General features: G+C 72.2%; 4 protein-coding genes (1 of these 4 cut by a window edge). All 4 read right to left on the bottom strand.

Going from position 1 to position 25091, the window contains the following annotated elements; all coding sequences use genetic code 11:
• Tightly spaced (each overlapping or abutting the next), the 4 genes in view from YU1_RS27185 to YU1_RS0100335 form a layout consistent with a single transcriptional unit that may run on beyond the window.
• Nucleotides 1-647, bottom strand: partial view of a flavin-containing monooxygenase gene (locus YU1_RS27185; protein WP_035713094.1) — the 5' portion only. 679 nt of this gene lie to the left of the window's left edge; only the first 647 of its 1326 coding nucleotides appear in the window; the start codon lies at nt 645-647; the stop codon falls past the left edge of the window.
• The gene (locus YU1_RS33235; protein ID WP_029002382.1) at nt 644-21091 is read right to left on the bottom strand and encodes an SDR family NAD(P)-dependent oxidoreductase; all 20448 of its coding nucleotides are present in this window, start codon (nt 21089-21091) and stop codon (nt 644-646) included. Before YU1_RS33235 ends, YU1_RS27185 begins: the two co-directional genes overlap by 4 nt.
• The gene (fabD, locus tag YU1_RS0100340; RefSeq protein WP_029002381.1) at nt 21088-23454 is read right to left on the bottom strand and encodes an ACP S-malonyltransferase; all 2367 of its coding nucleotides are present in this window, start codon (nt 23452-23454) and stop codon (nt 21088-21090) included. Before fabD ends, YU1_RS33235 begins: the two co-directional genes overlap by 4 nt.
• Nucleotides 23439-25091, bottom strand: a complete 1653-nt coding sequence (locus YU1_RS0100335; RefSeq protein WP_029002380.1) for a cyclic peptide export ABC transporter — start codon at nt 25089-25091, stop codon at nt 23439-23441. The genes fabD and YU1_RS0100335 overlap by 16 nt, the downstream gene beginning before the upstream one ends.

Below are 25091 nucleotides of genomic sequence, written 5' to 3'. Positions count from 1 at the left end.
GGCTTTCCGCCGATGAACTTGGGCTGGTAATAATAGCCCCGCCGCGTGCTGTGGATCACCGACGCCGCGTGATGCACGGCATCCACCGCCACGTCGCAGCCGGAATTGCCGCCGCCCACCACCAGCACGCGCCGCCCGCGCAGCTGGTCGCCCGACTTGTAGTGGCGGGTGTGCAGCGTCTCGCCCTCGAAGGCGCCGGGATAGGCGGGGTCCGGATAGAGCGGCTTGCATTGCAGGCCGGTGGCGATGACCACCAGGGGATAGACGGCGCTGAAGCCGTCGCCGCTGGTCACCCGCCAGCCGCCCGCCTCGCGCGCGAGGCGCCGCACCGGCGCGTTGAACCTTGCCTTGCCGTAGAGCCCGAACGCCTGCGCGTAGGAACGGATGTAGCGCAGCATGAGCGCATGGCTCGGATAGGCCGGATAGTCGTCCGGCATCGGAAAGTCCTGCACCTGGGTGTTGAACTTCGGCGAGATGAGGTGGAGCGAGGCATAGGTGCGTCCGCAGTCCGCATCCGCGTTCCACACGCCGCCGAAATCGGCCTCCGCCTCGAATATCTCGAAGTCGAGGCCGGCGTCGGCCAGTTCCCGGCCGACGCCGATGCCCGTGGGCCCGCCTCCGATGATGGCGATCTTACCCACACTCATGGCTGCCCCCGTGGCGCGAGATCGAGATCGGCGAGGTCTTCGGCCCGCCGGGTCAGCAGGCCGTCCAGCCAGAGCAGCGGACGGCCGTCCAGATCGTGGAGGCTGATGGCGACGCCGCCATCCCCTTCGGCACCGTGGATACGGATCATCATGTCGCGTGTCAGCGGCGCCTCGGCAACGTACCGCTCCAGCGCATAAGGGTGCGCGGGCGGCGGGGCGTGGCCGTTGGTGCGGGCGAAAGCCAGCAGACGCCAGAGCAGAGCCAGGAGGTCGCCGTCCAGGCTCGCCGCCGCCCCTGCGGGACGCCGCAATTCAGCCTCAAGGCCCCCCTCGCGCCGCCGCAACCGGGCGATGCAGGCTTCCAGCGCCACGGCCTCCGCGCCGGCCCGGGCGGAAAACTGCCGCCAGGCGGCGGTCGCATCTGCGCCGTCAGGAGCCGTCGCCAGGGTGGCGGGCATGGCGAAACCGACGTCCTGCCCCTCGTCCAGCAGCAGCGCGCCCACGTGGCACGGCACGTCCGACCCGTCCGCCAGCACGTCATAGAGCCAGCCGTCCGCATCGGCCCGCACGTTGATCTTCATGTCGCCCGCTGGTGCCGGCTTGCCCCAGACCAGATGCGTCACGCCGCGCACAGGCCGGCCAGCCGCCTGCGCGCCGGCGGCGCGGGCCAGTTCGGCCAGTTCGAGCCCGAAGACACGGGCCGGTCGCCCGGCTGCGGGAGGTGTGGCGGGCACTGCAATCGCAGGCTCCGGAGCCTCGATCCAGCAGCGGACGCGGGCGAACGGATAGCCTGGCGCGGACAGCCGGCGGCCGGCAGCCGGCGGCCAGGAGATGGTCTCCCCGTCGGTCCAGCGCCGCGCCAGTTCATGATCGCCCGCCCCCCGGGGAGCGCGGCCCGACGCCACATCACTGAGCCCGGCGCGAAGCGCCTCCCGGTTCCGGAACACGATGGCCGCACGGCATGGGAAGGCAGTGCGACCCTGCTGGAAGGTCGCCGCCAGCCCGGCGAGGTCGAGGTCCGCGTGCGCCACCACGTGGCGTTCCAGGCGTTCCGCATAGGCGGCGAGGCGCTCGGCGGTCCGCGCGGACAAGGGCAGCACCAGATCGCCCGTCCCGGTGGCCGGCTTGGCCCGCGCCGGCGCCTCTTCCAGCACCAGATGGGCATTGGTGCCGCTGAAGCCGAAGGCGCTCACGCCGACGCGGCGCGGCCCCGTGCCGGCAACCCAGGGCGTGCGCGCGGTGTTGAGCCGGAAGGGTGTGCCGTCGAGCAGGATGTCGGGGTTCGGCTTCGCCACATGGATGGTGGGCGGCAGCTCGGCATGCTCCAGCGCCAGCATGGCCTTGAGCGCGCCCGCCACGCCGGCGGCGGCCAGCAGGTGGCCCACATTGCTCTTCACCGATCCCAGCGCGCAGGTGCCGGCACTGCCGGCAAAGGCGCCGGCCAGCCCCTCCACCTCCATGGGATCGCCCAGCGGCGTGCCGGTGCCGTGGCATTCCATCAGGCCGATGCTGGCGGGGGCGATGCCGAAGCGGTCGTAGACGGTCTGGAGCAGCCGCGTCTGGGCCTTGGGATTGGGGGCGGTGATGCCGTTGGTGCGGCCGTCCTGGTTCACGCCCCAGCCGCGGATGATCGCGCGGATGGGATCGCCGTCGCGCTGGGCGTCGGACAGGCGCTTCAGCACCACGACCCCGACGCCCTCGCCCGGGACGAAGCCGTTGGCCCGCGCATCGAAGGTGAAGCACCGCCCGTCCCGCGACAGCATGCTGACCTTGGCGGTGTCGATGAACATGGACGGGCCGATGAGCACGCTGGCCCCACCCGCCAGCGCGAGGTCGCAATCGCCCAGCGCCAAGCTGTTGCAGGCCTCCGCGATGGCCACCAGCGAGCTGGAGCAGGCGGTGTCCAGCGACACGGCCGGGCCGTGCAGGTCCAGCATGTAGGCGATGCGGGCGGCGAGGATCGAGCCCGAATTGCCCAGCAGGCTGTAAGCGTTGCGCTCGGTGATACGGTCCGCGTAGCCGCTCGGCCCGGAGCCGACGAACACCCCGCAGGCGCCGCCGGCCAGCGTGTAGGGATCGATCGCGGCGTCCTCGATGGCATGCCAGGCGTGTTCGAGGAACAGGCGCTGCTGCGGGTCCATCAGCTCCGCTTCGCGCGGCGTGATGGTGAAGAACTGCGGATCGAACAGCTCCACCTCGTCGAGGACGCCCATCCACTTGCAATAGGTCTTGCCCGGCGCCAGCGGATCGGGATCGAAATGCGCCGCGATGTCCCAGCGCTCCGGGGGGACTTCGCGGATGCAGTCGCGGCCGGCGGCGATGTTGTCCCAGAAGGCGCCGAGATCGGGCGCCTCGGGAAAGCGGCCTGCGGCGCCGATGATGGCGACGGCCTCCCGCTCCGGCGTCGACCGGACGGCGGGGGCAGAGGGGCGGCGATCCGTGTCGGGCATGCCCGCCGGGCTTTCCGCCTCACGGGGCTGCGCCCGCTCGACGGGCAGCTTCGGCTTCAGGCCCGCCACATGGTCCACCATCGCTCCGACGGTGGGATGCGCATAGACGGCGGTGGCCGGCAGGGAGAGGCCGAAAGCGGCATTCAACCGGCGGATCCAGGTGACGGCCAGGATGCTGTCGAGACCAAGCTCCAGGAAGCTGGCGCTGTCGCGAACATCGGCCGGATCGTTGGCCAGTTCCTCGGCCAGATGCGCCACCAGGGCGGCCCGCACCGCCGCTCGATCAGTCGCCCCGTCGCGTTCGGGACTTCCCGCGACGGCCACCGCTGGGCGCGCGGTTTCGGCCAGTTGCGCGGCAACCGCTTCGCGCACGGCCTGCCAAGCCGAAGCGTTCTCATCCGGCGCGGGTGCGGCGGAAGGCGCCTGCACATGGTGTCCCGCCGTCTCGCCGACGGCCAGCGCGGCCACGTGATCCACCAGCGCGCCCACGGTGGGGTGCGCATAGACCGCCGTGGCCGGCAGGGAGAGGCCGAACCGGCCGTTCAAGTGCCGGACGAAGGTGACCGCCAGGATGGAATCGAGCCCCAGTTCAAGGAAGGTGGCGCCGTCACGCACCTCCTGCGGTGCGATCATCAGGTCGTCCGCAAGGCAGGCCACCAGGTCCCGCCGCACGTCGCCGCGTGGCCGGGCCGTGATGCGGGGCGCGGCCGCTTCCTCGGCGGGCACGCCGAACGCGGCGCGGATGCGGGCCATCACCTCCGGATTGCCCACGAAAGTGCGGCTGTGCAGGTCGAGTTCCGCCGCCAGCGTCGCCTCCAGGCGCGCGCGCACCGGCCGCGCGCCTTCGGCCTTGGCGGCTTCGAGCGCGGCGCGGGGATGGCGGGCAAGGCCATGGGCGATCGCCACGGCGGAAGCTTCCACCTGCGCCGCCGGCACCACGCGCAGGCCGACGTCGCGCGCGGCGAGCTCCCGCCCGCGATAGGGATGGGCGGAGAACAGCACTTCCCGGCCGAGTTCGTCGCCGAGCCGCGCCGGAAACACCAGGGTGGCGCCCGCCCCCGGCGTGAACCCGAGGGTCAGATAATTGCTGTGATAGATGCCCTCGGCGGCGAAGACCTGGAGATCGCAGAACATGCCCAGTGACCAGCCCGCGCCGATGGCGTGGCCCTGCATGGCGGCGAGCACCGGCAGGGGGCAGCTGAGCGGCAGGCTGTAGATCCGGCGGTCGGTGAAACGGCTTTCGCCGCGCTGAAGGCTCTCCAGGCCGCCCTGGGTGCCGCCGCAGGCGAAATATCCCTCGAAACCCGTCAGCACGACCGCCTTCAGCGCGGCGTCGCTGGCGATGGCGTCGAACGCCTCCGACAGGCCGTCCATGAAGGCGTCGGTAAACATGTTCTTGTGCGCCCGCTCCTGCATGCGCAGCACGGCGACGCCGTCCCCATGCACCTCCAGCGCCATGACCGGAGAGGACAGCGGGATCCGGCGGATCGCCGCCGCCGGAGGGCCCGTCAGAGGAAGCGCATCACCGATCAGGCCGGACAGCGGGCTGGCGAGCGGGCCGGTCGGCCGGCGCGGCGGCATGTGCCGCTTCAGCTCGATCAGCGCGCCACGCGGCGCGGACGCGATCTGGCGTGCAAGCGCCCAACCTTCCGCCATAAGGCTGGCCGCCGGGACGTGCCGGATGCCGCTGCTGTGCGACGGCGCACGGTCCGGCCCGAGAAGGAGGAAATCGCACGCCTGGGAGACGGCCTCGGCGGCGCCTGCCCCGCCCTGCGCGAGGGCGGCGACGACGGGGACTGGGCAGGCAGCCAGGGCTGTAGCGAGTTCCAGTCCGTCCGCCGGGTCGCCGCCGGGCGCATCGTCCCGTGTCACCAGCACCGCACGAACAGTGCCATCCGTACCCGCCGATGCCAGCGCGGCGGCAAGAGCCGCGTTCGTCACGTGGTCCCATGGCCCGTCGAGCACCAGATGGCGCACGCCTTCCGCATCGGGTTCGACGCGGAGCCGCCCTGCGGGCCCGGGCGGAACCGGCGCCAACGGGGCGAGAGCGACCTTGCCGCGGGGCGGCGAGACTGTGACCGGCGAAGCGGAGGCGACCGGCGCCAAGTGCACGCGCGCCGCCGGGCGCGGCGCGTCCGCGCCACCCGCTGCCGCGCTGACCTTGGCATCCACAGGTGCCGAGGCGGCGGCCGGCACGGACAACGACTGGAGCCCCTCGCCTGCCGATCCCGGCGTGGCCCGGCGTGCCGCCAGACGCTCGGACATCTCCGTGGGCGTCGGCACGCCCTCCACCCACAGGGCGCGTCCCGCGAACGGATAGGTAGGCAGCGGCACGCGCCGGCCCCCAGCGGGGAAGAGCCGGGAGACCGGCAACGACGCGCCGGCGATGAAGGCCCGCGCCAGTTCGGTGAGGTGGGCTGTCCCCCCGCCACCGTTCGCCGTCAAACCGTCGGCTTCCGCATCCGCGACAAGCGGGGCGCCCGCCCCGTCCGGCACCTCGCCGGCGAACACGCTGGCCGGAACATGCCCCGCCGCCCATTGCGACAGCCGGGCGGCGGCGTCCTGCGTGTCATGCGCCACCAGCGCGAGACGGTGCGGATGGTGGGTGCGCCCGGCCGCCAGGGTGAAGGCCACGTCGGCCAGCCGCGGACCCGAACGGGCGGATAGATGCGCCGCCAGCCGCTCGGCCTGCCGGCGCAGATCCTCGGCGGTGCGGCCCGACAGGACGATCAGCTGCGGTGCCCCGTCATCCTCGGCTGTCGGCTGTGTGGGCGCCTCCTCAATGACCACATGGGCATTGGTGCCGCTGAAGCCGAACGAACTGATGGCCGCCCGCCGGGGCATCTCCCCGCGGCCCCACGGTTCGGCGCCGGTATTGACCCGGAAGGGCCCGTCGGCGAAGGCGATGGCGCCGTTGCCGGTGCCGAAATGCAGCGAGGGCGGCACAGTGCGATGGCCGAGGGCCAGCAGCACCTTGACGAGGCTGGTGATGCCTGCCGCCGTGGTGGCATGCCCGAGGTTCGATTTGACCGATCCGAGGCGGACGCCGGTGCGGCCGGCGAAGACCCGCGCCAGAGCGGCATATTCGATGGGATCGCCGAGGCTGGTGCCGGTGCCGTGAGCCTCCACGAGCGTGATGCCGGCCGGGTCGATCCCGAATTGCTCATAGACCTCCCGCATCAGCCGCTCCTGCGAGACGGCGCTCGGCGCGGTGATGCCGTTGGTGGCGCCGTCCTGGTTAACGCCGGCGGCGACCACAAGGCCGTGCACGGTGTCGCCATCGGCCAATGCGGCGGAGAGCGGCCGCAACAGCACCGCCGCGACGCCCTCCCCGGGCACCATCCCGTCCGCCCCGGCGCCGAAGGCGGCGCAGCGCCCGCTGGGCGAGAGCATGCCGGCCCCGTTCGCATAACGGTAGAAGCGGTCGGTGCATTGCACGAACACGCCACCGGCCAGGGCAAGCTCGCTCTCGCCCCGCCACAGGCTCTGGCACGCCAGATGGAGGGCGACGAGCGAACTGGAGCAGGCGGTGTCCACCGCGACCGCCGGCCCCTTCAGGTCGAGGGCATAGGCGATGCGCGCGGGGATCAGCGACGAGGTATTGCCCCAGAAGGCCTGGGCCGGCGGCTGGGTGCGGAACAGCTCCTGATAGTCCCCCGCGCTGCAGCCCACGAAGACACCGCAGCGGCGCCCGATCATGTCGGCACCGCCATGGCCGGCGTGCTCCAGCGCCTTCCAGGCCTCCTCCAGGAACAGCCGCTGCTGCGGGTCCATGTGCCGGGCCTCGATCCCGGAAATGCCGAAGAAGGCCGCGTCGAAACGCTCGATGCCTTCGATGAAGCTGCCGTGCCGCCCGAAGGTGCCGGGGGGCGCGGCCGCCTGAAGCGGATCAAGGTCGAAGCGGGTCACCGGCTCCACCAGGTCGTGGCCCGCCTCCAGGTGCGTCCAGAGCGCATCAAGGTCCGGAGAACGGGCGAAGCGCCCGCTCATGCCGATGATGGCGATGGGCTCCTGGCCCCCTGCCCGCTCCCCGATGGTCCGCACGACCGCCGGGATGCTTTCGACGGCGGCCGGGCTGGCCGCCGGCGGCGCGTCCGGCGTCTCCGCGGCAAGCCCGGGATGCTCGGCGAGCAGATGGCGCTCCAGCCGGACGACGGAGCTGAAATCGAACAGTCGCGTATGGTCGAGCGTGACCCCGAGCGCCCGGCGCAGCCGGTCCACGAGTTCGGCGCCGAGAATGGAATCAAGGCCGTAGTCGGCGAAGGGGGCGGCCACATCCACCGCGGCCTCGGCGATGTTCAGCGTATGCGCCACTTCCCGCCGGAGGGTCTCGCGCAGGCGGGCGGATGTCGTTTCCGGACCGGCCTGTGCCGGCTCGACCATGGCAGGGCGCGCGGAGACGGAGGCCGGCGGCCGCGCCTGCCCCCGTTGCGGGGCGGCCGGCGCGCGGGCGGCGATGACCTGCTGGCCGAGCGTCCGTTCGCCCTGCGGCGAGCCGGCGACCCAGCGCAGCCCTTCCGCCTCCAGGGCTTGCCGCCACGCGGCAGCGGTCAGGGACGGCGTGCCGGGAATGCGCAAATGCGCGTCGGTGAAGCGCCACCAGCCATCCAGCAGGCCGAAGGTGACATGGGTGAAAAGCGTCGCCCGGCTGGTCTCGTTCAGCAGCAGAATGCCGCCGGGCGCCATCACCTGGCGCACATGGGCGAGCGTGCGGGCGATATCGGCGGTGGCGTGCAGGACGTTGGCGGCGATGACGAGGTCGTAGCCGGCGAGCGCGACGTCCTGGCCTTCCGGCCGCCTTTCCACGTCGAACAGAGCGGTGGAGAGGAAGGGGGCCTGGGGCCGGAAGCGCTGCTCCGCCCGCAGCAGGAAGGCGCGCGACACGTCGGTGAAGCGATAGTCGGCGATGGCCCCGACCAGCGGCGCGAGCGCGCGCAGCACCGGCGCCGTGGTGCCGCCCGAACCGGCGCCGATCTCCAGGATGCGCAGGCCGGCCTGCGGGGCGGCCGCCCGTCTGCGCGCCAAAGCGTCGGCGGCCGCTTGCGCCAGCACGGCGTTGAAGCGGGAGGCGGTGTCGTTCCGACTGTAGACGGCCTCCACCAGATCCAGCTTGCCGGCCGGGAACATCACGGCGGTGGCCGCCCGCGCGCCGGTGAGAATATCCCCGAGGGACCGCAGCGTCGTTTCCGCCAGCGCCACCTGCGCCGAAGGGGAGGCAAGCGCGGCTTTGAAATGGTCCCATGCGGCCCAGGCCGCGTCGAGGCTCGGGGCCTGTGCGCCGGGATGGTCCGCCAGCAGGCGGTCCAGCGCCGCGCGCCACGGGGCGAAGCCCGGCGTTATGGCGGCCGGCTCCACGTTCCGCAGAACGGCACGCAGCAGCGGCGCGAGGGCGCGTTCCAGCGCCGCATTGGCATCGATGAGCGCCCCGCGCCCCGGCGGCTCGGCCGCAAGGCTTTCGGCAAGCGCGGCATCGATGCCGTCGTCGCCGACGCCGGGCAGCCAGAAGCGGTCACGGGCGAAGGGATAGGTCGGCAACGAGACGATGACGCCGCCGGCGGGTCGGGGCAGGCTGTCCCAGTCCACCGGCGCGCCGTCCACCCAAAGGCCGAGCATGTGGTCGTGGCGCCCTTGCGCGATCCACCGTGCGGCAAGGCTTGCCAGATCGCCGGCATCCGCCCGCGCAAGGGGCGTGGCGGGGGCAGTGCCGGCCGGGCCGCCGACATGCAGGCCGGGGTGATCGGTCCGGCCGTCGAGATAGGCACGCAGGGCCGCGGAGACTTCGCCGTGACTGCAGGCCGCGATGGCGAGGCGCGCGGCCATCGGCTCGCGCCCCACCTGGAGGGTAAGAGCGATGTCCGCCAGGGCCGGCCGGTCGGCGGAGGTCTCGCCGGCTCGCGCGGGCAGCAGGGCCAGCAGGTCCTCCGGGCAGATGCCGTCGCGCAGCGCGTCGGGACCCAGCGGCGCGTCGAGATTGGTGTCCAGCCAGTGGTGCAGGGCGAGGCGCTGGAGCGCGTCGAGGCCCATGGCGTCGAACGGCTCGCGCAGGTCGATCTCCTCCGGCCCGACGCTCAGCAGCGTCGCCAGCTCGGCGCGCAGGCGCGCGCCTTGGGCGCTGAGGTCGCGGGCGGCGACCGGTGCGCCCGGGCTTGCACCGGCTTCGAGGAATGCCAGAAGGCGCGCAGCCGCCTCGCGCAGGCGCTCCGGCGTGCGGGCGGAGAGCGGCAGCAGGTGCACGGTTGCATCCGCCGGGGCGTCCGGCCGTGCGGGTGCGGGCCACGCCTCCAGCACCACATGGGCGTTGGCGCCGCCGGCGCCGAAGGAGGACACGCCGGCGATGCGCCGCTCCGCCGTCCAGGGAGCGGCCGTGCGTTGCAGGACGAAGGGCGAAGCGTCGAGGTCGAGGTCGAGGTTGGGATTGGGCTCGGTCGCGTGCAGCGTCGGCGCGAGCGTGGCATGCCGCATCTGGAGCAGCACCTTGGTGACGCCGGCGATGCCGGCCGCCGCCTCCAGATGGCCAATGCCCGACTTCACCGCGCCGAGGCCGCAATAGCCGCGATCGGCTGTGTCGGCACGGAAGGCCTGCGTCAGCCCCGCCACTTCGATGGGGTCGCCCAGTTCCGTGCCGGTGCCGTGCGCCTCCACATAGCTGACGTCGCGGGCCGAGAGGCCGGCCTCGTCCAGCGCGGCGCGTATAACGGCGCGCTGGGCGTCGGGATTGGGCACGGTGTAGCCGTTGGTGCGCCCGCCGTGGTTGACGGCGCTGCCGCGGATGACCGCATGGATGCGGTCGCCGTCCGCCAGGGCGCGCGCCAGCGGCTTGAGCAGAAGGCAGCCGACGCCCTCCCCCGGCACGAAGCCGTCGCCGCCGGCGCCGAAGCTGCGGCAGCGCCCGCCTGCGCTCAGCATGCGGGCGGCGCTCAGTTCCACGAAATTGGCGGGGTGGAGATAGAGGTTCACCCCCCCGGCCAGGGCCAGCTCGCAGTCGCCGGCACGCAGCGCCTCGCAGGCCGCATGCAAAGCGGTGAGCGAGGACGAGCACATGGTGTCGAACGGCAGGCTGGGGCCGTTGAGGTCCATGGCGAAGGAGACGCGGTTGGCGATGCTCGCGAACGAGGTGCGGGGATGGACGACGGCGCCGCCTTCCACCTCGAACGGCGGGTAGAGGGCAAAGCCGGTCTTGGTGACGCCCACGAACACGCCCACCTTGCCGCCGTGCCGGGCGGCGAAACGCGCGGGTGAATAGCCACCGTCCTCGCTGGCCGCCCAGGCGGCCATCAGGAACAGGCGTTCCTGCGGATCCATGGCAGCCGCCTCGCGGGGGGCGATCTTGAAGAACAGCGGGTCGAAGTCGCAGAAGCCCTCCAGGAAGGCGCCCCACTTCGCATAGCTCTTGCCCTCGGTGACCGCCCTGGCCGGATCAGGTTCGAAGAAGCCGTCGAGCGCCCAGCGCTCGGCCGGAACCTCCCCCACCATGTCCCGCCCGGCGACGAGATTGGCCCAGAAGGCATCGAGGTCCGGCGCGCCGGGATAGCTGCCGCTCATGCCGATGATGGCGATGGGCGCTTGGCCGGAGACCGTTGCCTGCGAGGGCATGGGGACGGCCGAAGCGGTCCCGCCGGAATGGACGACGGCGGCGCCGGTCCAGGCCCGGCAGTCCGCCGCGCGCTCGGAGACCAGCCGCCCGGCCAAAGCGCGCAAGGTGCGGTGCTCAAAGAACAGCGTCCGGGAAAGCCCGGCGAACGCCTGCCCCAATTCCCGGTTCAACGCCGTCACCATGAGGCTGTCGATGCCGTAGGTGTCGAGCGTGGCGGCGGGGTCGATGGCGTCCGGCGCATGGCCGCTGACCCGCGCGAACAGGCGGCGCAACGCCTCGGTCGTCTGCACGTTCAGCGCCTTGTCATCGGCTGCGTCGGGCACCTCCTGCGCAGGAGCCGCCGCGCTGCGCCCGGCGAAGAAGGCACGGATGGCGGGCTCCTCGCCCGCTACCACCGCCACGCGGCTCGCGCCGAGGCGGAGCGCGCGCTCCAGGGCCGCGAAACCCGCCGCCGTGGACAAGGGACGCTGGCCCATGCGCGCGAACAGGGCCGCTTCGACCCGCGCATCCGCCTGCATGCCGCCACCCTGCCAGAGCGGCCAGTTCACGGCGAGCAGCGGCGCGCCGTCCTGCGCGGCGAGCGCGTCGAGGAAGCCGTTGGCGGCGGCGTAATCCGCCTGCCCCACGTTCCCCACCGCCCCGGCGAGCGAGGAGAACAGCACCAGGGCATCGAGCGGAAGACCCGCGCAGGCGGAGCGGAGCGCCAGCGCGCCATCCACCTTCGGCGCCAGCACCGCCGCGGCCTCGGCCGCCGTCTTGAAGGCAATGGAGCGGTCGCGCAGCGTGCCGGCGCAGTGGAACACCGCATGGAGGGCGCCGTGGCGGCGCAGGATGTCCCCAATCAGGGCCGCCACGGCCGCTGCATCGGCCACATCCACCTGCGCATAGGAGGCCGAGGCGCCGAGGCGGCCCAGCGCCGCCAGTTCTTCGGAACGCGCCGCATCCAGCGCCGAAGAGCCCGCCAGCACCAGGACCGCCCCAGGCGCCGCCTCGGCGATATGCCGCGCCAGCCGGCGGCCGAGACCGCCCATGCCGCCGGTCAGGAGATAGACGCCGTTCGGCCGCCAGCCCGGCCATACCGGCTCGCCGGCGGGCGGATCGCGCCACTCCAGCACCTCGCGCCGTCCCGCCCGGTAGCGGACCCGCGCCGTGCCGGAGAGTGCCTCGCGCGCCAGAACGTCCGCCGCCGCGGCGGGCGGCATGGCCTCCAGGCTCACCACCTGCCCACGGATGTCCGGATGCTCCAGGGCGGCGGTGTCGAGCACCGCGCCCAGCCCCGCCATCAGCCCGTCGTCGCCAGCGAGCGGCACGGCCAGTTGGACGAGGAGCGGGCCGCGCCGGGCGCCGGAAATCTCGGCGCGCAGGAGCTCCAGCAGACGCAACGTCGCGGCGCGATAGCGCGCACCCGGCTTGTCCTCTTCGGGCGCGAGTGCGAGCGCCCCCGCATCCGGCGGCAAGGCGACGCCCGCGCTCAGGATCAGCCGGCGCGGCGGCGCCTCTGCGCCGAGCGGCAAGGGACGCCCCACCCAGCAAGGCGCAAGCATGACGACTTCGGGCGCTGCCGGCGCCGGTTCCCGGCCGGTGGCGGGCAGCCAGAAGCGGGTCTGGGCGAAGGAACGTGGCGGCAGCGGGCGGCGGCGCGGCATGGGCGCGCCGAGCGGGGCTTCCTCCAGCACCACATGGGCATTGCTGCCGCCGAAGCCGAAGCTGCTCACGCCGGCTCGCCGTGGCTGCGGCCGCCCGGCCTCGTCGGTCCGGCGCGGCCAGGGTGTGCGTGCCCGCACCAGGTGAAAGGGTGTGCCTTTCAGGACCATGTGCGGATTGGCTTCCACGCAATGCAGCGTGGGCGGCAGCTCGCCCCGGGCCAGGGCCATGAGCACCTTGGCGATGCCCGCCAGCCCGGCCGCTGCCTCCAGATGCCCGATGTTCGACTTGACCGTGCCGAGGCCGATGGAGATGTCCTCGCGTGACCGTCCGGCCAGTAGTGCGTCATAGGCGAGGCGCAGCCCCTCCACCTCCACCGGATCGCCCAGCGCCGTGCCGGTGCCGTGCGCCTCGATATAGCCGATGCCGGCCGGGTCCAGCCCGGCCATGGCGCGGCAGACGAGATCGGCCTGGGCGTTGGCGTTGGGGGCGGTGAGGGCGCCGGCCCGTCCGCCGTGGTTTTCGGCCCCGCCGGCGATCACGCCGAGGATGGCGTCGCCGTCACGTTCGGCGGCGTCGAGCGGCTTCAGCACCAGGGCCAGGGCCCCCTCGCCCCGCCCATAGCCGTCGGCGGCGCGGGAGAAGGCCTTGCAGCGGCCGTCGGGGCTGAGCATGCCCGCCTGGTGCGGCCCCTCGAAGCCCTCGGCGGCGAGCGCCAAATTGACGCCGCCCACCAGAGCCATGGGGCAGCGTCCGGAGCGCACCGCCTCGGCGGCGCGCAGCAGCGCCACCAGCGAGCTGGAGCAGGCGGTGTCCACCGCCTCGCTCGGCCCGTGCAGGTCGAGGAAGAAGGAGAGGCGGTTCGCCACCATGGCCAGCGAATTGCCGGTGGCGGCGTAGCCGTCCTGCGGCACGCCGCTGGCTTCCAGCAGGCTGGCATAGTCTCGCCCGCTGACGCCAACGAACACGCCGGTCTCGCGCGGCAGATCCTCGGGGGCATAGCCCGCCTTTTCGAGCGCGCGCCAGCCCGTCTCCAGCATGAGGCGCTGCTGCGGGTCCATCCGCGCCGCCTCCACGGGGGAGATGCGGAAGAAGGCGGCGTCGAAACGGTCGATGTCGCCGAGAAAGCCGCCCCGCTTGGGGAACGCCGCCGCCGCCATGCGCCGCGCATAGGCGCCGTCGTAGCGCTCCATGGGCAGCGCGCCGGTCAGGTCGTCGCCCGCCAGCAGCCGATCGAAGAAGGCCTCCGGCGTGTCGGCGCCGGGAACCCGCAGCGCGAGCCCGACAATGGCCACCCGTGCTTCCGCCGGCGCACGGACGACGCTGTCCGCCGCGCGCATCGGCTGGGCGGGGGGCGTCCGTTCCGGCGCGGCTGCCACAGGTGATGCGGAGGGGGGCGACGCGGAGGGGGCCGCCGCGCCCTGCCCCGCCAGATGCGCCGCCAGCGCCTGGGCATGCTCGCAGTGGAAGAACAGGGCCGGAGAGATGGCGATGCCGAAGCGTTCGGTCAGGGCCGAGGCGAAGTGCGTCAGCGTGATGGAATCGAAGCCGAGGTCATAGAAGGTCGCGCGCGGGTTCAGAGCGTCGGCGGGAAACTTCAGGATGTCGGCCGCCACCGCCAGCACCGGGCCAAGCAGGGCCTGGGGGACCGCGGGAGCCGTGGCGGGCACCGACTGTGGTTCGGGCGTGGGAACCAGCGGCGGGGCTTCGATCTCGTCGGCCAGCCGATCGGCCGGCTTCAGCCTGATCCCCGTCCAGGCCCCCCGGACAGTCCCTTCGCCATCCAGGAAGAGAATCTCTCCGCCGGGATTTCCGCCCGCGACCCGCGCCAGGACATGGGTGACGTGCGCCAGGGAGGCGGCGTCGCCGGACGCGTGCTCGACAGCGGCTAGGGCGAGGCGTTCCCCGCCTTGCCCGCCGAGGATCAGTGCCTGGAACGCCGCGCCCAGCAGCGCCGCCGGCCAGATGACGTTCTGCTTGTAATGGTCCTGCGCCGGGCCATCGGTCTGCACCGTGCAGAGTACCGTGCCGTCGCGCCCCACGACGGCGACGTCCACCACGTCCAGATACGGGCCGAAGCGGCGGCCGCCGTCCGCCAGCGTGGCGCGGACCTCGGCGGCGGAGAGCGTCCGCAGCGCCTCAGTGCGCAAGGTGGCCAACGAAACGGCGGAGGCCTGGATCGGCGCTTCCAGCCCGACCTCGGCGCGCGCGAACGGTGCCGGAACGCCGTCGGCGCCGCAGGCGTCGAGCCGCACGGCGACGCGCTCCCCGGCCAGCGGGGTGACGGCGAACGCGATCTTCCGGACATCGGCCCAGGCGACGGCGCGCTCCACCCGCAAGGCCCGCACGGCAAGCCGGCCCGAAAGCCCGGCCAGTTGACCGGCGGCAAGCGCCATCTCCACCACGGCGGTGGGCAGGAGGTCGGGGCGGCGCGCGTCGGTGAAGGCATAGTCGCGCAGTTCGTCGAGATGCAGGTCCGTCGCGAAGCGCACGCCCGACAGATCCGAGCCGTTGCGGCCCACCAGGGGATGCAGCTTCTCCCGCGCCCCGAGCGGGCGGACCACGGACGGCGCGCCCTCATATTCGGGATACCAGCACCGCACCTTCTCGAACGGATAGGGCGGCAGGGAGACGCGGCGCGGGAGCGGCCGGCCATGCACCGCGTCCCAGTCGATGGCCGCCCCTTCCGCCCAGGCCGAGCCGAGCCGCGCGAAGTCGCCGGCGAGCATGGCTTCGCCAATGTCCGCCGGCTCCGTGCGCGCCTCGACATCCAGGATGGAGGCGGTGAAATGCCCGCCACGCACCGTGCGCGGATCGCTCAGGGCCTCCCCGAGCCGCGCCAGCAGGTCCGCGCGGCTGGCGGCAGCGAAGGCGAGGCGACAGGGCAGCGCGTTGCGGCCCACTTGGAGCGTGTAGGCGACATCCGCGACGTCGAGTTCGTCATGGGCCTCAAGATAGGCCGCGAGGCGGGCGATCCAGGCCGCCAGCCGTTCCGGCGTCATGGCGCTGAGCACCACGGCCTGCGGCCCCGTGAAGGCCGCCTGACGGGGCGCCGCCACATGCTCCTCGATGAGGATGTGGGAATTCATGCCGCCGGCGCCGATGGAGGTCACCCCCGCGCGGCGCGGCAGTTCGCGGCCGTCCGCGTCGTGCAGGCGCGGCCAGGGCATGAGGGTGCGCGCCACATAGAAGGGCGTGTCGGCGAAGGGAATGTTCGGGTTCAGCGTCTCCGCATGGAGCGAAGGCGCGATCTGCCCGTGCCGAAGCTGCGCCAGCACCTTGGCCACGCCGGCGAGCCCCGAGGCCGCGAGCAGATGGGCGATGTTGGACTTCACGGTGCCGATGGGGATCGACTGGCGCTGCGCACCGCCTTTGCCGTAGGCGAGCGTCAGCGCCTTCATTTCGATGGGATCGCCCAGCGCCGTGCCGGAGCCGTGCCCCTCCACGTAGCCGATCGTGGCCGGGTCCATGCCGGCATCGTCCAGCGCCTGCTGGATCGCCGCCGCCTGCTGCGCCGGGCTCGGCACGGTGAAGCCGTTGCGCACGCCGGCATTGCTGATGCCGGTGCCCCGGATCACGCCATAGACGTGGTCGCCGTCCCGCTCGGCGTCGGCCAGCGTCTTCAGCACCAGAGCGCCCACGCCCTCGCCGAGGATGGTGCCGTCGGCGCCGAGGCCGTAGCCGCGGATGACCTCGGCGGTCTTGCTGGTGAAATGCTCCTGCGAGGTGGCGATCAGCTTCTGCGGGTGCAGCAGCAGGCTCACCCCGCCGGCCAGCGCCATACGGCAGCGGCCGCCGCGCAGCATGTGCACCGCCTCGTGGATGCAGGTGGCCGAGGCCGAGCACATGGTGTCCAGGAAATAGGACGGCCCGGTGAAGCCATAGTAATAGGACACCATGTTGGGCACGGTGCCGGTATAGCTGCCGCTGGCCAGCGCGCCCCGCAGCAGCATGTTCTGGAAGCCGTAGAGATCGTATTCGTTGGTCATCGAGCCGACGATGACAGCCACGTCGCCACCGAGCTTGGCCTGCATGTATTCGCGCGAATAGCCGGCATCCTCGAACGCCTCGACGCTGGCTTCCAGGAACAGCCGCACCTCCGGCGACATCAGCTCGGCTTCATACTGGGCGATCCGGAAATAGCGCGGATCGAACTTGTCGATGTCCGGCAGGAAGGCGCCGGTCTTGACCACCGTCTTGCCGAGGATGTCCCGCTCGCCATGCAGCAAGGCCGCATGGTCCCAGCGCTCGGCCGGCACCGCCTCGAAGCCGTGCAGGCCCTGGGATAGCAGGTCCCAGAAGGCGTCCTGGTCCGCCGCCTTGGCCACCCGCAGGGACAGGCCGACGATGGCGATGTCGTGGGTGGAGGCGGCGGGACGCTCCTGCGGCCGGGCCGGAGGGGCTTCCGACATGCTCGGGTCCGGCGTCGCGGCGGCAGCGGCGCCCGAGGGGGCGGGACCTGCGGATTGAGGCGCGGCGGATTGCAGCGCCGCAGCGAGGGCGGGGCCGTACTCCTCCGTCAGATGCGCGGCGAGGGACGCGAGGTCGAGATATTCGAAGAACAGCGTCTTTGGCAGCGGGCCGAGAAGCCGCTCCAGCCGCGCCGTCAGTTCCAGGATGACGATGGAATCGAGCCCGTATTCCACCAGCGGCGTGCCGGCGCGGATGCGGCCGGCGTCCATCTGCACCGCTTCCGCGAACATCTCCTTGAGCAGATCGACCACGCGCGGCGCGAGGTCGGGCGGCGGGCTGCCCAAGTCTGCCGGATGTTCCGCCGGATGCTGCACGGCAGGGGCCGGCGCCGCGGGCCGCGCGGATGGCGCCAGCAGTTCGGCGATGCGCCCGGCATCGCCATGCAGCACCGCCGTGCAGGGTTCGCCCGACCCGATCACCTGCCAGAGCGCCGCCACCCCGGCGTCCGCCGGCAGCGGCGTCGTGCCGAACCGGCGGGTCAGCTCGGCGCGGAACACGTCCGCCACCTGCATGCCGCCCTCGGCCCAGAGCGGCCAGGCAATGGCATGGGTGGCGCCCCGGCGTTCGCCTCGCGCCACCAGAGCGGCCCGGCGGATGGCGAAGGCGTCGAGGAAGGCGTTGGCCCCGGCATAGGCCGCCTGCCCGGCATTGCCGAACACGCCCGCCACCGAGGAGAACAGCACCAGGAAATCCAGATCCGCACCGCGCGTGGCGGCATCGATATGGCCCGCCCCCGCCATCTTCGGCGCCATGACCGCGGCCAGGCGGGCGGGGTCCGCGCCGAGAATGTAGCCGTCGTCCAGCACGCCAGCGGCGTGGATGACGCCCTTGAGCGGCCCGACCTCGGCGGCGATCCACGCCACCAGGCGGGCGACGTCCGTCTCCAGCGAGACATCGCAGGGCGCATAGCGCAGGTCGATGCCCTCGGCCCAGAAGGGCTCCAGCACGGCGACGTCCACCTGCGGCGCGCGGCCGCTGAGCACGATGCGCCGTGCGCCCTGCGCGGCGAGGGCGCGGGCGAAGATCAGGCCGAGCCCGCCGGCGCCGCCGGTGATCCAGTAGACCCCTTCCACCGAAAGGTCCGGCACGGGGGCCGCAGGCAGGGACTTCGGCGAGAACCGCAGGGCGCTGCGATGGTCGTCCGGGCCATAGCGCAGTTCGGGGTGGCGGTCGGCCCGGCCGCGCTCGGCATCGACCAGGCGGGACAGGCGCGCGGCGTCGGCGGGGCCGTCCACCCGCACCAGGGCGCCGAACACCCTGGGATGTTCCATGGCCGCCGTCTTGACGAGGGCGGCGAGCGGGGCTGCGGCGACCGGCGAGACGCCCTCGCCGACCATGACGAGCACCTGCCGTGGTCGTGCCGGCTTCGAGGCCAGCAGGCGCGCGACGTGAGCGTGGGCGGCGAGAAAGAGGGCTGCGGAGGCGGAGGCCTCGTCCGCGCCAAAACCATCGGGCAGAGCCGTGACCGGCAGGCCCGTGCGCCCGGCGAGATCCAGGGCGAAGTCCGGGGGGAAGCCCACCAGCAGGACCTCGGTGTCGAAGCCCGGTGGGACGCTTTCGAGCGGCGCGGGTTCCCACGCGGGGACGGCGTAGATGACCGCGTCCGCCGGCTGCGTCTGCGCCGCAGGAACCTCCGGGTCGCGCGCGGCGGACTGGGCGGCAGACTGGGCGGCGGACTGGCGCAGCACGAGATTGCGGAAGGCGACGCAGATGCGCCCTTCGCTGTCGGCGAGATCGATATCGAGCTGCACCAGCCCGTCCACCGCCTTGCCGGTGCGGCGGACGCAGGCCCACATGCCCGGCGTGCAGGGGCCGTACACCGTGATGCGGCCGCAGGCGAAGGGGATGGCGGCCCCCGCCGGCGCGTCCGGATCCAGCGCCACCCAGGCCTGGATGGCGGCATCCATGAGCAGGGGATGAAGCTGGAACGCATCGAGCGAGGCCGCCAGCCGGCGCGGCAGCTTCAGGGCGGCGAGAACGACACCGTCGCCGGCGCGGACGTCGGACAGCACCTGGAAGCTTGGGCCGAGCACAACGCCGCTCGCCTCAAGGCGGGCGTAGCAGGCTTCGGGCGTCAGCACGGCGGTGGCGCGGGCGCGCAAGGCCGCAAGGTCGAGCGGCGCGCCCGTCCCGTCCGCCGGCGCGATCCGGCCGGTGGCGGCGGTGCCGGTCCCGCCGGCCGCGTCGGGGGCCGTGATGGCGAAGCGGGTGCCGGTGTCGTCCCGATCCAGCCGGATGGACAGCTCGACGGGGCCGTTTCCGGCGCGGATCGGCCGCGCCCAGACGAGATCCTCCAGCCGCATCGGGCCGTCGCGGCCGGTGGCCAGCGCGAAGGCCGCGCGGGCCATCTCCAGCGCCACCACGCCGGGCAGCACCTGCACGCCGTTCACATGATGCTCGGCCCAGAACATCTCGCTGCCGGACAGGCGTGTCACATAGCGCTGGGCATCGAAGCCCGACAGGTTACGGTGCAGCAAAGGGTGCTGCGCCGCCTCGGGGTCCTTGACGCCGAGGCCGGGGTCGAACCAGTGCCGCTCGCGGGCGAAGGGATAGGTGGGCGCGAAGATCCGGCGCGGCGGCGGCATGCCGGCGAGATCCGCCCAGGTCACGTCGGCGCCGGCGACCCACATATCCGCCGTGTGCCGGGCGCCGTCGAGGGCGAGCGGCTGGCTTCCGCCCGCCTGGCGCACCCGCTCGTCGTCCTCACCCCCCAGGAACGCCGCAACGGCGGCGCGCAGGGCGGACACGTCGGAGCCCACGAACGCCACGCGACAGTCCCAAACCTCTCGGCCGGTCTGGAAGGTCCAGGCGAGGTCGCGTATCGCGCCGTCGAACGTGCCGAGGAAATCCGCCAGCCGCTCGGCATAGGCGCGCAGCCGCTCCGACGTGCGCGCGGAAAGCGGCAGGATGACCGGCTCGCCGGCGTCGGGCGCCGCCAGAGGGCCGATGGGCGCGTCCTCGATCAGCACATGCGCATTGGTGCCGCCGAAGCCGAAGGAACTCACCCCCGCCCGCCGGGGCCGGGCCGGGTCGCGCGGCCAGGGCGTCGCCGACGCCTGGATGCGGAACGGGGTTCCCTCCAGCGCGATGAGCGGGTTCAGGGTCTCGAAGCCGACATTGGGCGGCAGCACGCCGTGACGCAGGGCGGCGAGCACCTTGGCGATGCCGGCGACCCCGGCGGCGCCTTCCAGATGGCCGATATTGGTCTTCACCGAACCGATGCCGCAGGTGCCGGGGGCCGGCTCCACGCCGGTCTCGGCGGAGCGCTGGCGGAAGGCCGCCTTCAGGCCGGTGATCTCGATGGGGTCACCCAGCGGCGTGCCCGGCCCGTGCGCCTCGATATAGCTCACCGTATCGGGCGCGACGCCGGCCGCGCGGTGGACCTCGGCGATCAGTGTCGCCTGCGCCTGCGGATTGGTCACCGTGAGCGAACTGGTGTGGCCGCCGTGGTTGGTGCCGATGCCGCGGATCACCGCATGGATGGGATCGCCGTCCGCCAAAGCGCGGGCCAGCGGCTTGAGCAGCAGCATCGCCCCGCCCTCGCCCCGCACATAGCCGTCCGCGCGGGCGTCGAACGCCTTGGCGCGGCCGTCGCGGGAGAGCATGCCGCTCTTGGCGAAGACGATGAAATGGTTGGGCGACCAGCACAGATTGACGCCGCCGGCCAGCGCCAGCTCGCAATCGCCGTTCTGGAGATCCCGCACCGCCTCGTAGAGCGCCACCAGCGAGGCCGAGCAGGCGGTGTCATTGGCGATGCTGGGCCCGTGGAAGTCGAAGAAATGCGACACCCGGTTGGCGATGATGGAGAAGGCGATGCCCGTGGGGGTGTAGGCATCGAGCGCCGTGGTCTCCTTCTCGATCAGCTCGGCATAGTCCCAGTGGCACACGCCCACATAGACGCCGGTGCGGCTGCCCTTGAGGTCGCGCGCCCGCAGGCCCGCATCCTCGATCGCCGACCATGCGGTCTCCAGCGCGAAGCGCTGCTGGGGGTCCATCCAGGCCGCCTCGCGCGGCGAGATGTTGAAGAAGGCCGGGTCGAAGCCGTCCGCGTCCTGGACGAAGCCGCCCCAGATGCTGTTGGTCTTGCCCCTCGCCGGGTCGCCGTGCAGCGCCGCCGCGTCCCAGCGGCGCTGGGGCACCTGCGAGATCAGCGAGCGGCCGGCGGCCAGATGCGCCCAGAAGCCGTCGAGCGTCTCCGCCCCCGGCAGCCGCAGGCCGATGCCGATGATGGCGATGGGGGCGTCCGCATGGGCACGCCCGCCGGGCAGGAAGGCGGAGGTCACGCGGCGCCCCCCAGCATGGTGGCGAAGCGCCGGTTCAGCAACGATGCGGTCTCGTCCATCAGGCGGTCGGCGATGGCGTCCACATGGCGGGCGCGCCAGGAGGCGAGCTCGGTGCCGGCGACCCACTGGTTGAACGCGCCCTGCGCCGGGCCGCACTGCACCTGGAAGTCCACCTTGTGCTCAAGATTACCGGCCAGCGCCCAGCGCGTGGCATCGCGGAAATAGCGCCGGAATACGAGGGCCATGCGATGCTTGGGCAGGGCCTTGGCGCGCTCCACCTCGGCGCCGGGATAGGCCGCGCACACCTCGTCGAACACCTGCGCCAGGCTGCGCTTGAAATAACGCTCCTCGATCAGCTGGCGGGTCTTGCCGTCGATCTCCTCCAGCGCCTCGTGCTGGCGATAGAGGCTGACCAGCTTGTTGGCGCGGGCGGGAAAGAAGATGCCCTTCTTCAGCACCTGCACCTTGGAGCCGAGCTCGAACATCTCGCCGGACGGGGCATAGTCCGTGTCGTGCACGTTCATGCCGGCAAGCAGGTCCTTCACCACGTCGCTGGTGGCGGCCTCCACCGTGGACTGGTTGATCGAGCCGGTGAGGATGAAGTCGGCCCCCATCACGAACATGGCCGCGGCGGCCTCGGGCGTGCCGACGCCGCCGGCGGCGCCCACATGCACCGGGCCGAAGCGCGGCGTCAGCGCCGCGCAGCGGTCGCGCACCTTGAGGATGGCGGGCAGCAGGGTCAGCGGCATGCCCTGGTCGGTGTGGCCACCGGAATCCGCCTCGACGCAGACCGCGTCCGCCATCGGCGTCGCGCGCCCGAGCGCGGCCTCCTCGGCCGTGACGGCGCCGGAGGCCAGCAGCCGGGTCAGGATCGCCTCGGGCGGCGGGGAGAGGAAGAACTCGGCCACGTCCGGCCGCGACACCTTGGCGAGGATGCGGTTCCCGGCATGGATGGAGCCGCCGTCACGCGCCAGCCCCTTCAGCCGGTAGCGCACCAGAGCCGGCGTCACCTGCATGAAGGCGGACGCCTCGATCAGGGGGACGCCCAGCTTCAGCAGCAGGTCGGCCAGGGCCTCCTCCTGCTCGGGGAAATGGGTGTTGGCGATGAAGTTGATGCCATAGGGCGCGCCGGCCGGAATGCGGGCCTGGATGTCCCGCACCGCCGCCTCGATAGCCGGCAGGCGCAGGCCGCCGCTGCCGAAGAAGCCGAGCAGCCCGGCCTGCGCCATGCGCACCACCACGTCGGTGGAGGCGATGCCCTGGTACATGCCGCCGGCCAGATAGGCGTGGCGGACCCCGAACGCCGCGCGGAAGGCGCGCGAACCGAGCGCGGAGCCGGCGAAGCCCTGGCTTGTCCCACCCGAAACCGGGCGTGGGGCGAACGACGGCATCGGCGCCGCGGCGGGCGGCGCCGTCTCGGCGGCGGGCACGTCCTGTTCTTGCAGAGCGGCCGCTTCTTGCCGAGCGGCCGCGAATTCCTCCGGGCTCAGGGGATCCGCCTCCAGTTGGGTCCGCATGACCATGGGCTTGACCACGGCCGCGCCCTCCACGCCGATTTCCTCGAAATCGGCCGGAACGAGGCCGGCGGCCAGGACATAGCGGATGCTGTCGCACCAGCGCACCGGCGCGGTGATCTGCTCGACCATGCGCTCGGCGATGCGGCCCGGCACATGCGGGCGGGCGGTGACGTTGGACAGGACGGGAATGCCCGGTTCGGCGAAACGGACCTTCGCCACCTCGGCGCGGAACGCCTCCTGCGCCGGCGCCATGAAGGGCGTATGGAAGGCGCCGCTGACCTGGAGCACGCGGAAAAAGGTCGCCCCCGCCGCCGTCATGTGCGGTTCCAGCCGCGCGACCTCGGCGCTGAGGCCGGAGATCACGATCTGCCGCGGCGTATTGAAATTGGCCGCATAGACGCGGCCCGGCGCATGCTTGGCGAGCACGGCTTCGATCTGCGGCGCATCGAGCCCGATGACCGCCGCCATGCCGCCGCCCACGGCCTCGCCCATGAGGGTGCCGCGCAGGCTGACGAGGCGCAGCGCGGTCTCGAAATCCAGCACGCCGGCGGCGAACAGCGCCACGTATTCGGCGACCGAATGGCCCAGGAGGAAGGCGGGCGGCACCTGCGTCTTCTGGTGGCGCAGATAGCCGAGCGCGCCCACCACGAACAGCGCGGGCTGCGTGAAGCGCGTTGACGCCAGCCGCTCGGCCGGCCCCTCCCGGCAGAGCGTTTCGATGGAATAGCCGAGCACCTCGTCAGCACGCCGGATCAGAGCCGGAAACTCCGCGAAGAGCTCCGTCCCCATCCCCAGCCGCTGCGCCCCCTGGCCGGGAAATATGCAAGCTTTCACGGCGCGATCCATGCCTCCCCCGGGCGGTCCCAGAGGACCGTACCCAAGTCTAGTCTAACGACACGATCGGCATGGTGCCAGTATCGCTCGTCATGGGTCACGACAATGATGGTCTTTCCGCGCTGCTTCAGGTCCGCAAGTATCCGCGTGTAGAAATATTGCCTGAAATGTACATCCTGTTCCGCCGACCATTCATCGAACACATAGACCGGCCGGTCCTCCAACAGGGCGGCGATCAATGCGAGGCGCTTGCGCTGTCCGGTGGACAGGCTGGTCTGGTTGAACTGACCGTTGGCATAGCTCACTTTATGGGACAGGCCCATTTCGGCGATCAGGTCCTGCACCCGCACCGGATCGACATTTTCGAGGCCGTACAGGCGGTCGAACAGGTGAAAGTCGGCAAAGACGGCGGAGAACAGCTCCCGGAATCCGGCCACCCCCCGGCCCTCCACCGCCGTGCCGTCCACCCGGATCAGCCCGGTGTCCGGCGGATAGAGCCCGGTGACGAGGCGCAGCGTCGTGGACTTGCCGCTGCCGTTGCCCCCGACGATGAACAGCACCTCGCCCCGGTCGAGCGTCAGGTTCAAGGGCCCGGTGGTGAACAGCGGCTCGCCGTGGGCATCGCGGTGGGAGAAGCCGAGGTCCACATAGGAGATGCGCTGGAAGTCGTGGAACTGCGGCGCCGCCGCGCGGGCCTCGGCGGGCGAGATGGCCCCTGCGGCGTCGAGGCGGCGCTCCACGTCCAGAATGGCCCGAAGGCCCACCGCCGCCTGCATGAACATGGGCGACTGGGCGACGATCTTGGCCAGCGGCCCGAAGCAGAACAGCAGCGTCGGGACCAGCTGGAACACGACGGCGCCATGGGCGGTGAGGTATTGCGGCAGGATGAACCCGATCGCACCCAGCGCGAAATAGGTCACGAAGCTGAACAGCAGGATCATCGACGCCCAGTGCTCGCCCGAGGCCGCCAGCGACGCCCGCGCCTCGCCCGAGGCGGTCTCGTAGCCGGCAAGGGCCGCGGCGCTGCGCCGCCCGTTGAGGCGCAGCTCCTTGAAGCCGTTCACGATGTCCCCCACCACGTCCAGCATCCGACCCTGCCGGATCACGGTCTGGCGCAGCGTGTGGCGGAAATCGACATTGATCTGCCAGTAGCTCCAGATGCCGGCGGCGACGGCGAGCAGATAGACGATGAACGACGCCGCGGACAGGTGGGCGAGGTAGATCATCGACACCACCAGAAGGATGGCTTGCTGAAAGCAATCCACCAGCAGGGGAAAGGCGACGGACAGGTGGTTGGTCTCCTGCGACACCAGCGCATACAGGTGCCCGCGCCCGAGACCATCGACGGTCTTCAGCTCGGACTTGCGCAGCTTGTCCATCACCTGGACCCGCAGGTCCTTCAGCAGCCGCTCGATGACCGCGTTGGCGCGCAGCAGGGCGAGGCGGTTGCTCTGGTAATAGAGGATGAAGCACGCCACGAAGATGACGGTGTTCACGAGCCCCGGCCCGCGCCCGGTGGCGACGGCGGCGGCGACGTGGTTGATCATGACCACCAGCAGCGCGCTGGAGAAGCCCGCCGCCACGGCGGGGATCAGCATGCGGCGGAGATCGGCGGCCGGGGCCCGGCGGATGAAGTCGAGGATGACCAC

This window comes from Azorhizobium doebereinerae UFLA1-100, from assembly GCF_000473085.1.
Lineage (GTDB): Bacteria > Pseudomonadota > Alphaproteobacteria > Rhizobiales > Xanthobacteraceae > Azorhizobium > Azorhizobium doebereinerae.
This window is presented reverse-complemented; position numbering and strand designations above follow the sequence as displayed.